This window comes from Flavobacterium fluviatile (genome assembly GCF_010645065.1).
GTDB classification, from domain to species: domain Bacteria; phylum Bacteroidota; class Bacteroidia; order Flavobacteriales; family Flavobacteriaceae; genus Flavobacterium; species Flavobacterium fluviatile.
The window spans coordinates 151,336-163,764 of sequence record NZ_JAADZW010000001.1 but is presented as its reverse complement, the minus strand read 5'-3'; the positions used below and the strand labels follow the sequence as shown (position 1 = coordinate 163,764).

At 43.7% G+C, this 12,429-nt stretch carries 11 protein-coding genes; 6 read left to right on the top strand and 5 right to left on the bottom strand.

Features of this window, described 5'->3' with window-relative positions; translation table 11 throughout:
* Positions 1-672: 672 nt before the first annotated feature.
* On the top strand, positions 673-987 hold the full coding sequence (locus tag GXM17_RS21720) for a DUF6965 family protein (protein ID WP_244307295.1): 315 nt from the start codon (positions 673-675) through the stop codon (positions 985-987).
* A 55-nt stretch (positions 988-1,042) separates the two neighbouring features.
* Here the strand turns inward: GXM17_RS21720 and GXM17_RS00555 are convergent, their stop codons facing one another.
* The 3 genes from GXM17_RS00555 to GXM17_RS00545 form a co-directional block, all read right to left on the bottom strand.
* On the bottom strand, positions 1,043-1,216 hold the full coding sequence (locus GXM17_RS00555; protein WP_163397350.1) for a hypothetical protein: 174 nt from the start codon (positions 1,214-1,216) through the stop codon (positions 1,043-1,045).
* Positions 1,217-1,286: 70 nt separating this feature from the next.
* Positions 1,287-1,490, bottom strand: coding sequence for a response regulator (locus GXM17_RS00550; RefSeq protein WP_163397349.1), 204 nt, complete (start codon positions 1,488-1,490; stop codon positions 1,287-1,289).
* A 196-nt stretch (positions 1,491-1,686) separates the two neighbouring features.
* Complete coding sequence (locus GXM17_RS00545; RefSeq protein ID WP_163397348.1) at positions 1,687-2,136, bottom strand: response regulator; 450 nt, start codon at positions 2,134-2,136, stop codon at positions 1,687-1,689.
* Between the two features lie 432 nt (positions 2,137-2,568).
* Here GXM17_RS00545 and dinB point away from each other — a divergent pair, with 432 nt between their 5' ends.
* The 5 genes from dinB to GXM17_RS00520 all read left to right on the top strand — a co-directional run bounded on the left by dinB (position 2,569) and on the right by GXM17_RS00520 (position 10,476).
* Complete coding sequence (dinB, locus tag GXM17_RS00540; RefSeq protein WP_163397347.1) at positions 2,569-3,750, top strand: DNA polymerase IV; 1,182 nt, start codon at positions 2,569-2,571, stop codon at positions 3,748-3,750.
* A gap of 3 nt (positions 3,751-3,753) precedes the next feature.
* The gene (locus tag GXM17_RS00535; RefSeq protein WP_163397346.1) at positions 3,754-6,810 is read left to right on the top strand and encodes a DNA polymerase III subunit alpha; all 3,057 of its coding nucleotides are present in this window, start codon (positions 3,754-3,756) and stop codon (positions 6,808-6,810) included.
* Positions 6,811-6,865: 55 nt separating this feature from the next.
* Positions 6,866-7,486, top strand: a complete 621-nt coding sequence (locus GXM17_RS00530) for an alpha-ketoglutarate-dependent dioxygenase AlkB family protein (protein WP_163397345.1) — start codon at positions 6,866-6,868, stop codon at positions 7,484-7,486.
* 123 nt (positions 7,487-7,609) lie between these two features.
* Positions 7,610-7,927 carry a DUF3606 domain-containing protein gene (locus GXM17_RS00525; RefSeq protein ID WP_163397344.1) on the top strand — a complete coding sequence of 106 codons (318 nt, stop codon included), beginning with the start codon at positions 7,610-7,612 and terminating at the stop codon, positions 7,925-7,927.
* Between the two features lie 290 nt (positions 7,928-8,217).
* Positions 8,218-10,476: an ATP-dependent helicase gene (locus GXM17_RS00520; RefSeq protein WP_163397343.1), complete on the top strand. Its 2,259-nt coding sequence runs from the start codon at positions 8,218-8,220 to the stop codon at positions 10,474-10,476.
* A 271-nt stretch (positions 10,477-10,747) separates the two neighbouring features.
* On the opposite strand, the gene xseB is transcribed toward GXM17_RS00520, so the two are convergent.
* Together xseB and xseA are read right to left on the bottom strand one after the other, a co-directional pair.
* Positions 10,748-10,972 carry an exodeoxyribonuclease VII small subunit gene (gene xseB, locus GXM17_RS00515; protein ID WP_244307294.1) on the bottom strand — a complete coding sequence of 75 codons (225 nt, stop codon included), beginning with the start codon at positions 10,970-10,972 and terminating at the stop codon, positions 10,748-10,750.
* Entirely contained in the window at positions 10,932-12,368 is a 1,437-nt protein-coding gene (xseA, locus tag GXM17_RS00510; protein WP_163397342.1) for an exodeoxyribonuclease VII large subunit, read from the bottom strand. Before xseA ends, xseB begins: the two co-directional genes overlap by 41 nt.
* Positions 12,369-12,429 lie beyond the last annotated feature (61 nt).

The window sequence follows — 12,429 nt, the reverse complement described above, 5'->3', positions numbered from 1 at the left end:
TTTTATTTTAAAAAGAAGCAAAAGATCTAAAACGACAAGTTATTTCAACTGTGTATTTCTTTTTATATAATACAATCATATAAAAAACTCATTTTAGGATCATTAGTTTCCTTATAGCTGCCAAGATTAGAACTGAGAAAACAAAAGTTCTCTGGTACACAAAAAAAAGCCCCTCAAAGTTCAAGGAGCTTTCTGGCAGCCGGCGGGTGCCTGGAATGGTATGCGGTAACTAACTAAATCATTGTACAGAACCTTCAGACGAACCCCGCCGGTCCCCTGTTTTTTTTCTGACTGATTAAAATGTTGTTTACTTTACCAATATATAGCAAAATTACCAAAACCTGAGACAGATCACTTACAGTTTATTCTTTTAGAATTACAGCTTTTTAAGGCAGCAGTCCATTCTTAAAGATTTCCTGCAGTCTTTACAAGGCTTTTGGTGCAGTTTAAACAGTATTTGAATTTCCCCTCTTCCTTACTTTTTTTCTGCAGGCAGCGTCCTGCTGTATTAACGAAAAAAAAAAGTATTATGATAAAACAGTAAAGGTAAAGCACCGGCAAACAGCTGGGTGACAGAATAGTGGTAAAATCCTGCGGAAAAAGAGATGGCAAACAGGCTGTAAAAGCAGTGCCAGCCTTGTCTGATGTATAGTTTTGAATTATTTTTGCAGCATGAATTACGAAGATATAAAAAGACATTTTGAAACATTTCCCCCGCCCCAGGAAGTGGACTGGAAACCCTGGGCAAAGATTACAGATACGCAGCTTTTTTTAAAGAGCTGCTATATTGGAATCCGCAATTTCAACGGCCCTGTTGAAAGGTGTCCTGCCTGGTGGCATCTTAAAGATTTTTACCTGCTGATAAAACGCACCGCTGCACAGCCCGCTGCCCCGTCTGAGCAGCCTGTTACTGCCATTGAAGCAGCAGCATCAGAGGCATTGGAAGCTCCTGAAGAAGAAGTAATACAGGAGTCAGTTGAAGTATAAACACAGAAAAGACTGAAAAGAGGCCGAACATTCCAAGTCTGAAATCCACAATATTTTATAATTCCGGCAGGAACTTTTTCATATCGCTTTTCAGGCTGTTAAACTCAGTAAATACTTTATTGAGCAGTTCTATGATCCCTTGGTAGGTTCTTGGTTTTACGGCATAATAATCCGCACCGAACCTATAGGAAATCTGAATATGTATAGAACTGCTGCTAGTGGAAAGCATAATTATTTTTACGCCCTTCAGAACGCCTTGAGGAATTGCGGATCTCTTTGAGGGATTCAAAACCGTTTTTTCACGGCATATTGATATTCAGAAAAATAAAATCTGGATGACGCTCCGCATTCTTAAGTGGTTGGAGCAGCTCATTTCCATCTGCTGTCTGAACTATGCTGATGGGCAGTTTTAATTCTGCCGCCGCCTCTAGAAAGAGAATTCTCTCATCATCTTCATCTTCATCAAGATAAATAATACGCTCAGGGTTCTGCTGCTGTGTCATGAGTTTACATTTTATAATGCATTTTCAAAAAAAATCTCTGAACCTGCAGGGTTACTAAAAAAATAAGCCTTTAGAAAACTATCATGGGAGAAATTGCAGCTGAGGGGACAGCATCAGATAAAGATAATTATTTTTTATTTAGGAAAAGACGTTCAATAATTAAGAGATTTCAATTACAAAATGAAAATAATATTGCTCAGGCAATAAGGAATTTAGAACTGCTTTTCTGGACACTGTTCCAGTCCATTTCAAATACTTTTTGAAGAAGATTTTTCAGTCCCTGAAAACTGCTTGGTTTTACAGCATAGAAATCAGCACCAAGTTTATAGCTGAGTTCAATATTGTGGGGGCTTTTGCTCGTAGACAGCATAATAATCCTCACCTTTTTCAAACCACCATCCCTGCTGCGGATTTCCTCCAGGCAGTCAAATCCGTTTTTGATAGGCATGTTGATATCAAGGAAAATCATATCAGGAAGGCGCTCTAAACTGCTATCAAGTGTATTAAGAAGTTCCTGACCGTCGCAAGCAGCCTCAACAGCAACAGGAAGTTTTAAATCCTCCACTGCATCAAAAAATAGCAGTCTGTCGTCTTCATCATCATCAGCTATAACTATAACTTTCTGGAAATTCTTGAGTTTGGACATGGCTTATATTTTTTTGCAGTAACAGAAGACAAGAATCTAAGAATCTGCAAATACCTTATAAAAATATAAGTCTTTGTAAATCGATAAACGATTGAATTATATCCGTGGAGCGGTTAATAGCTATTAAATTTACGAATTTTAATTAAACAAAACACTATTGACCGCTCAATTATTGCGCATAATTAAATGATTTATTCATTCTATTGAATAAATATCAAAAACTGCAGGCTGTATTTTTCAAATATTCGGAAGCTTTCCTTCACTTACAGACCCTTCTGAAAATTCTGAATAAAGCAGTTTATAGTTTAAAAAGCAGTTTTGTTATGTCTTTAAAAATAAGGCTTTTTAAATTTTGTTGCTATTTATAACATATAAAAATTTAAAACTGTTACTATCTGTACTAATTTTGATCTGTATAAAATGATATAGATTATGAACCGGGCAATTGTACATATTGACATGAATACCTTTTTCGTTTCCTGCGAAAGGCTTACCAATTCAGAGCTTAATGGCATTCCGCTGATTATAGGTGGCGGGGATCGGGGCGTTGTAGCCTCATGCTCGTATGAGGCGCGCCGTTTCGGGGTGCGCTCGGCAATGCCGATCCAGATGGCACTCAAATTATGCCCGCAGGCTAAAGTCATGAAAGGAGATATGGAACTCTATTCAAGGCTTTCCCATGACGTTACTGAAATTATTCAGGAAAAAGCGCCTGTAGTAGAAAAAGCCTCTATTGATGAATTCTATCTTGACATTACCGGCATGGATAAATTCTACGGAAGCTACAAATGGACCGATGAACTGGCGCATCGCATCACAAAGGAAACCGGCCTTCCCCTTACCTTTGCCCTTTCGGTGAACAAAACGGTATCGAAGATCGGCACGGGAGAAGGAAAACAGAAGCAGAACCTTGAAATCCCCGAGCATCTGGTGCAGTCTTTTTTAAATCCCCTCTCAGTGCGGAAAATACCCATGGTGGGCGATAAAACCTTCCAGCTCTTATCCCGCATCGGTATACGCACCATTAAGACCCTTTCTGAAATGCCAGCCGAAGCGCTCCAGCGCATGATCGGCCAGAACGGCATCGAGCTCTGGAAAAAAGCCAATGGGATTGATAACAATCCCGTGGAGCCCTACACGGAAAGAAAATCGATTTCCACCGAACATACTTTTTCCCAAGATACAATTGATATCGACAAGCTGGGAAGGGTTATTCTGGGCATGGTCGAGAAACTTTCCTATCAGCTCCGCTCTGAGCAGTGGCTGGCCTCGACCGTAACGGTAAAGATCAGGTATGCCAATTTTGATACCGAAACCAAACAGTGCAGGGTCCAGTACACCTCGGCAGACCACATACTGACCCAGACCGCAATGGATCTTTTTGACAAACTCTACCAGCGTCGCATGCGGCTGCGCCTGATCGGGGTGCGTTTCAGCGGACTGGTGCGGGGAACCTATCAGATCGACCTTTTTAACGATACCGAAGAAATGCTGGCGCTCTATCAGGCTATGGACCGCATGAAAAACCGTTACGGGTTTGATGCGGTAATGCGCTGCGCAGGTGCTTCTTTTAAGCCCAATACCAAAGACGAAATCTTAAAACGTAAAAAATAAATCATGTATCTCAACTGCCATTCCTTCCACTCCCTGCGTTATGGCACCATACCGCTTGAGGATCTGATATCCAAGGCTGCTGCCTTGGGTGTCGAGGCTATGGCATTGACTGATATTAATACCGTGACGGGGATCTATGATTTTATGAAGGGCTGCCAGGCTGCCGGTATCAAGCCTATTGTCGGAATAGAATTCCGCTCAGAGAATGAACTCCGTTATATCGGACTGGCAAAAAATGCGGCAGGTCTTGCTGAAATGAATCGTTTTCTGACCCGGCATAATTTTGAAAAAACTGCACTTCCCCAGTCAGCTCCCGACTTTAAAAATGTTTTTGTGATTTATCCTCTGGAGAATGTTCCTGCTGTTTTAAAAGAACATGAATTTATCGGACTGCGTCCCGAACAGACACCCACACTGGTACTGACCAATTGGAAGACGAAAATTGACAAGATGGCCGTTATGCAGCCGGTTACCTTCCGTACCAAAACCGAATACAAACTGCATAAAATACTGCGGGCTGTTGACCTGAATATAATTCTTTCCCGCCTCAGCGCTGCCGATTACTGCGGGCAGTATGAAGTCATGGTTGATTTGGACAGGATTCTGAAATGTTATGAAGAATATCCGCAGATCATCTCCAACACGGAAAAAATAATAGCGGACTGCCATTTTGAATTTGATTTTAAAACGCCAAAAAATAAGAAGTACTACACCAATAACAGAAAGGACGATTTGCACCTTCTGACCACCCTCGCCCAGCAGGGGCTCGAATGGCGCTATGGGCAGCATAATGCAGAGGCAAAATCAAGAATGTTACGAGAACTCAAAGTAATTGACCAGCTGGAATTCAGCGGATACTTTTTGATCACTTGGGATATTATACGTTTCAGCAACTCCCAGGGTTTTCTGCATATCGGACGGGGCAGCGGTGCCAACAGCATCATTGCGTACTGCCTGGGGATTACCGATATCTGTCCTTTGGAACTGGATCTGTATTTTGAGCGCTTTTTGAACCTGAACCGCAAAAGCCCTCCGGATTTTGATATCGACTGGAGCTGGAAGGAACGGGACGTAATCCTGGAATACATCTTTTCCCGCTACGGCTATGAACATGTAGCATTCTGCGGCACCAATGTGGAGTTCAAATACCGCTCTATTTTCCGTGAGGTCGGCAAGGTTTTCGGGCTTCCAAAGGAAGAACTCGATTCCTTGGCCAAAAACCCGATGACCCTGCATCCTGCAAACGAAGTCGTCCGTGAAGTGCAGCAGTACGGCATGATGCTCGAAAAATATCCGAACCAGAGAAGCATGCACTCCTGCGGCATACTGATTTCAGAAGAGCCCATCATTAATTATTCGGTGCTGGAGATGCCTCCCAAGGGATTTCCCATAGTACTTTTTGACATGCATACGGCGGAAGATATCGGGCTTGAAAAGTTCGATATCCTGAGCCAGCGCGGCATCGGCCATATTGATGACAGCGTAAAGCTGATTGAGAAAAACCGAGGCATAAGGCTCAACATCCGTGACACCACGATTTCAAAAGATGAAGCCAGCTGCAACAGCTTTCTTTCAATGGGAAAAACCATAGGCTGTTTTTATATCGAAAGCCCTGCCATGAGAGGGCTGCTGCGCCGTCTGAAATGTGACAACTATAAAACCCTTGTGGCTGCCTCCTCTATCATACGCCCTGGGGTGGCACAGTCAGGAATGATGAAAGAATATATCTTCAGGCACAATCATCCCGACAGGTTTGAATATTTTCATCCAGTGTTTAAACAGCAGCTCGGGGAAACCTACGGTATTATGGTATATCAGGAAGATGTGATCAAAATTGCCCTGCATTACGGCGGACTTCCAGCTGCCGACGGGGATATCCTTCGCCGTGCCATGTCTGGAAAAGGACGTTCCAAAGCGGCGCTGCAGAAAGTAAAGGATAATTTTTTTAAATCCTGCGCTGCGCAGGGCCATCCCCTGGCACTCAGCCAGGAAATATACCGCCAGATCGAGTCCTTTGCAGGTTATTCCTTCTGTAAGGCGCACTCTGCCTCCTATGCCGTGGAAAGCTACCAGAGCCTGTATCTAAAAGTGCATTATCCTATCGAATTTATGGTAGCCGTGATCAACAATCAGGGCGGTTTCTACCGCACCGAAGTGTATGTGCATGAAGCAAAGATGTCAGGGGCGGCAGTGCACAATCCCTGCGTGAACAAAAGCGAGTTTGAAACCACGCTGTACGGTTCTGATGTCTATCTGGGTTTCATGCACCTGCAGAGTCTTGAATCCAAAACAGCTGTTTTGATCCGGCAGGAACGGAAAAAAAATGGGCTTTATAAATCACTGGAAGATTTTATCAACCGCATACCCATTGGCATAGAAGCCATACAGATTCTAATTTTTATCGGAGCATTCCGTTTCACCGGGAAAACGAAAAACGAGCTGCTGGTCATTGCCCGTCTTATTCTGGTAAACTTTAAGCCCGATAACCGAAATCCTATGCTGCTAGAGCAGCCGGTTAAAGAATTTGTGCTGCCCAAATTGGAACGATCCCCTTTTGAGGATGCCTTTGATGAGATTGAGCTTCTGGGCTTTCCGGTCTCCTGCTCTCCTTTTGACCTGCTTCAGACCTCTTTCAGGGGCAATGTCATGGCAAAGGACCTTTTGGACCATCATAAAAAACAGGTTCGCATGCTGGCTTACCTGATATCACGCAAGCATGTTCCGACCAAGATGGGGGATATGTATTTCGGTACATGGATCGACGCAGATGGAGAAATGTTTGATACGGCGCATTTTACCGACAGCCTGGCTGCATATCCTTTTCAGGGAGGGGGCTGTTATCTGCTGCTGGGTAATGTCGAAGTAGACTACCACTTCCCTACCATTACAGTTATAAAGATGGCAAAAATGCCTTTCATCCCCGATCCGCGCTACGAACAGGAAAACGATTGGAAATACAGGGCGCAGCAGAGAATACGTGAAGATGTCAGCATGACCCATCGCGCACCCTATCCTCAGGAACATGAAATCAATATTCCAAGGCTTAAAATGAGCAATTAACAGGCTTCTTTCAGCTTTAGACCTGCACTGAGTATGAACTAAAAAAATAAAGAACATGATGCTTTTTGATGACACTGAAATTTTTTCATCAGGCAATGGCGGCAGAAGAATATTTGACGTCCCTGATGCGGATCTGCTGCTGATTGATAATTTTTTCAGCAAACCTGAATCCGATCATTACTACAATGTTTTATACCACGGCACCCGATGGAGGGAATATGAAATGCCCATGTATGACAAAGTGGTTACAGCCCCCCGAATGATCTCGTGGTACGGGGACAGTAACCGGCCTGAGCGGAAATCCAATCCCGACTGGCCTTTGGAACTGCTCCAGATCAGGGAGCGTGTCGAAAACGAATCCCATATAAACTTTAACGGCGTACTGCTCAACCTCTACAGGGACGGAACTGACGGCGTGGGATGGCACAGCGACAAGACCTCATCGAGCAGCAAAAATATGAACATCGCTTCTGTGACTTTCGGGGAAACGCGTCTGTTCCGCCTGCGCCATAAAGTGCTCAAAGATATTGCGCCAATCGAAATTCCGCTGCACCACGGAACCTTTCTTCTCATGGCAGGAAGCACCAATACCTACTGGGAGCATCAGGTGCCTAAGACAGCCCGTCCCGTTCTGCCCAGGATCAACCTTACCTTCCGTCAGGTCAGGGAAATATAAAATGGTAATTTACTTTTAAACAATTGAAAATCATAGCAATCCTATAAGAATCCTATTTTATAATATAACAGCTATGTTTTCTTTCATGTTAACTTTGGAAGTAGCTATTAAAATTTAAAAATCATGGAAAATCTACATAACTCCGGACAAGAGCAGGACTCTCATATTGATATTTCGCAGCAGGCTGAAATCCAGCAGTGGGCTGAAAAGTTAAATGTGCCTGAAGAGATATTAAAAGATGCAGTAAGGGCAGCAGGCACTACTGTAGAAGAAGTAACCGAGCACTTGAATGAAACTCCTCCTTCCAGAGAAAGCGCCTCAGAAACCGTTCGCTTGAAAGACGGTCCCTGGCATGATGAAAAGGAGAATAGTGAACATCACAATCAGGAAGGAAGAAGCATTGAAGAGGCAACAGACCCTTCAAAACTATCACAGCTTTAAGTTTCAAAAAACGTATCGCTATCCATATGAATAATTACTTTATAAAAAGTAAAAACGAGAAGAGAGAAAAGATCCTGAAGGCATTTTTGATTAAGCAGTCAAATGATGCTCTTCAGGATTTTATTTTAAGATAATCGCTGGCCCATTAAACGATAGGTAAAGCATCCTGCATATAACAATTGCTTGTTACCATTCTTTTGAGTTAATTGCATAAATTTGTGCTGCAGAATCTTTGATCTGCCCCTCCGCTTTAAAAAATAAATAGAGATCAAAAACATTCCGTTTTAAAAATGAACGATCCAATTCTAGAGAACCTTAATCCCAGCCAGCTCCAAGCCGTGAAAACCACAGAAGGTTATGTGCGTGTAATTGCAGGTGCCGGCTCAGGAAAAACAAAGGCCCTTACCTCCCGCTTTGCCTATATCGTGGATAGGCTGGGCATCAATTCCTCCAATATCCTCTGCGTGACCTTTACCAATAAAGCGGCACAGGAAATGAAAAGACGCGTCAAGGCGCTCATTGGCGACCTTTTTGATGTCAGCTTCATCACCACTTATCACGGTTTCTGCGTACGTTTTCTGCGTGAGGAAATAAACAAAATCCATTACCCGAAAAATTTTATCATACTGGATGCCGAAGACCAGAAAACCATTTTAAGGGAGGTGTTCAACGAACTGGACATCAATTCCAAAAACCTCACTTTCAAACAGGTGCTCCGCTTTATCTCCAAACAGAAAAGCACCTCCGATTATCTGGGATATATGCTCGAGAATAAAAGCTTTGAACCCGATGAAAAGGAATCGCTCTCCAGTCGCGTGTATCAGAAATACCTCGACAAGCAGAAGCGCAATTATGCGCTGGATTTCGATGACCTGATCCATTTTACGGCTTTCATACTCGACAGCAATCCTGATGTGCTTTTAAAATGGCAGCAAATGCTGCATTACATACAGGTCGATGAGGCGCAGGACAGCTCTGACAGCCAGTTTCATCTGGTGGAAATGCTATCTCGTGTGCACCAAAACCTCTTTCTGGTAGGGGATCCCGACCAGACGATCTATGAATGGCGGGGCGCAAAACCCGAATATCTCGTGGAATTCGACAGGATGTTCCCTGATACGCAAACCATTATCATGAACCAGAACTACCGCTCTACGCCAAACATTCTGAAAGTCGGCAACCATATTATCAAAAACAATAAGGTAAGGGTGGACAAGGATATGGTCACGGATAATCCCGAGGGGGTTGAAGTGGTGCATTTCCATGGCAGAAATGATTACGAGGAAACGCTATGGGTGGCTTCGGAAATCAAGGAAATCCTTAAAACGGAAAATGCCGCCTATTCCGATATCACTATTCTTTACCGCTCCAACCATCTGTCGAGAAATATTGAACAGGCGCTTATCAAAGAAAACATACCCTATGCCATATTTGGAGGCGTGCGCTTTTTTGAACGAAAGGAAATCAAAGATGTGCTTTCCTTTTTAAGGCTTATCGTTCAGGGGGATAATTTCTCTTTTCTGCGCCTGCACAACCATCCGTCAAAAGGGCTCGGTAAAAAATTCCTCGAAAGGCTGAGCCTTCTGGCAGGCGAACAGAACCTGTCGCTGCTTCAGGCTTTGGAAAAGAATATGGAAGATAAAGAGCTTAATAAAAAAGGAGCCGCTGATTTCCTTGCTCTGGTAGCTGCACTGAAAATAGAGGCCGAAACAAATTCGATTTCCGATCTGGTTAAAATCATACTCGATAAAAGCGGGCTTTCCGAACTCTACCGAAAAGATGGCGATGAAGACAGGCTGGAAAATATAAAAGAGCTCGTAAGCTCCATGTTGCTGCTGGAAAAAGAAAACAACGGCTCTGTAAATATCGCTGAATACCTTCAGGAAGTGGCGCTTTACACCGATCTTGACAAAGACACGGAAAACCAGGACAAGGTGCGCCTGATGACCATCCATATCTCCAAAGGCCTTGAATTCCCCTATGTATTCCTTTGCGGTTTTACCGAAGGGGTGCTGCCAAGCGCGCTTTCGATTAAAGAAAGGAGAAAACGGGCCATAGAGGAAGAAAGAAGGCTGATGTACGTGGCAGTCACGCGCGCCGAGAAAAGGTTTTACATGACCGATTCGGAAGGCTTTAATTTCACCACAGGGCTCAACAAATACCCTTCAAGGTTCCTATTTGAAATCAAGGAAGAATTTTATGTGCGTAAAGGGAAACTGTCCCCTCAAATCCTTCAGGAGGCGCAGTCATCGGCGGCGGCTTCAAAAAACAGTGAAGATACCGAGTTCATTGAAGGGGATCTTGTAATGCATCCTGTCTGGAACAAAGGAAAAGTGCTTGCTGTAGATACAGAGAAAAACCAGTACACTGTGCATTTTTTTGAAATGGGAAAAGAGAAACCCATTGACTTTTCGTTTCGTTTCCTCACTGCCGCGTCAGATTGTGAACCCGAGGGTTCTTCCCCTGCCGAACTTTTGAATATCCGGGAAAACTTAAAAAAATGCACCAGATCCATTTGCAGGCCAGGAGCAGCAGAACGGCTTTCCTGAAAATGGGGATGGCCGTATTTTTAATGATAAAAATACAGACAGTGAAAAGGAAGAATGGTAAAAGCGGGCTCATCAGAGCGGTATTGCCGTATCGGTACTTAAATCATTTTTTATACAAAAGCCCATTGCTGTTTGAAACAATGGGCTTTGTCTTGTATCGGCGTATAGTAGGCAGTACCTAAAACTTTTTCATAAAAGGCATGCGGTGTTATCGGAATGTAACTTAAACTATAACGCTGCAAAGCTGTATTTTAGTGTGCTGCATCCTGTTTTACTCCTTGCTGTTCTCCATGCCGCTGATGATTTTGGCTACTTCAGTCTCAGTGGATTTTAATTTCGCCTGGCAGAACTCGATGAGCTCGGATGCCCTTTTTACTTTGGCAGCCAGCTCATCCACAGAAATGGTTTCGTCTTCCATCTCTTTGGCAATCAGGGCCAGCTCTTTGGCCGCAGCCTCATAAGTCAGTGTGTTTTCCATCATATTGTCTTTTTTCATGGACCGTACTTTTCAGTACGGCATCTTTTACTATTATTTCTATTTCCTGTCCTTCTTGTATGTCTTGAGCTCCGTTTACAATTTTATTGTTTTTCCGGATCACTGCATATCCTCTGCTGAGTATATTCTGCGGGGACAGCAGTTTTATGTTTTTTTGGTAATCCTCCAATTGGAGCCTGCGGCTGCGAAGGTACTGGCTGTTAAAGATCTTCAGGTTTGCTTTCAAATGCTGGAGCTCGCTTTTTTTCTGCTGGATAATGCTCTGTGGGCGCTGCAGTGTTTTCTGCGCGGTCAGCAGCAGGTCTTGCTTTTCCCCAGCCAGAATTTCCCTGCTTGTCCGGACAATATGCTGCTGGGTAAGCATCAGCTGTTCTTTCGGCACGGCAATCAGTTCTCTGGCATTATGGGTAACCATGCTTTTAAGACCGCTGAGTTCTTTGTAATACCCAAGGAAAAGCTGTTGCGATTTAATGACTATAGTCCTTTGCAGCGAGAGTATATGCTGCTCGAAACTGCGGTTGTGCACTATGATGAACTCCGCCGCCTTGGTGGGGGTTTTGGTATGGGTATGGGCCATCAGGTCGGTAATGCTGACATTTTTCTGGTGCCCGATGCCGGTTATCACAGGGATCGGAAATTTGGCAACTGCCCTTCCGATATTATAATTGTCAAAAATCAGAAAATCAGACTGCGATCCGCCTCCCCTTGTAATGACAATGGCATCATAAGCAATCCCGGTGTTGTATACTTCAATAAGTTTGTTTACGAACAGTTTGGCATTATTGTCCCCCTGCACAACGGTATGATAGTCATCAATCTGAAAAACATAGCCAAAATCATTATGCTGCATCGTATGGCGGAAATCCTCATTTCCGGCAGAACTGCTCGAAGAGATCACCGCAACCCTCTGGATTATCGCAGGAAGCTTCAGACGGCTGTTCAGCGTGGAGTAAAGTTCTCCTTCTTTGTGTATAAAATCATTTTCCTTGACCAGCCTTGCAAGGGTAGCGTTGCGCTGCTGTTCCAGAATGCCGAGCATGAAATTGCTGTCGATATCCAGAAGGTTTACCGAGAGACCGTATAGCGGATGGAAATCCACGCTCACCTGAACAAGAACATGAAGATTGTTGGTAAAACGCTGTCCGGTGCTGATTTCAAAATCAAGGATCTTCAGCACTCCTGCTCCCCAGCTCTTGCCCATTATTTTAGCAGTGATCACACTGCCTTTCTCTGATTTCTCCACCAGTTCAAAATAATGGATCTTTTTATCGGCCTTGAAAGAATGATTGGTAATATCAGCCACTACCCAGTACGTCTGTCCCTTAAAGCGGGAATTAATCGTATCCTGGATCTGGTCGTTGAGCTGTGAGAGTCTGATATACTGGTCCGGTCCCATAGTTTTCTGGCTATGCACATTTTATTTTTTTGTGCCTGCTTTTTACTTTAGCGCTAAGGTA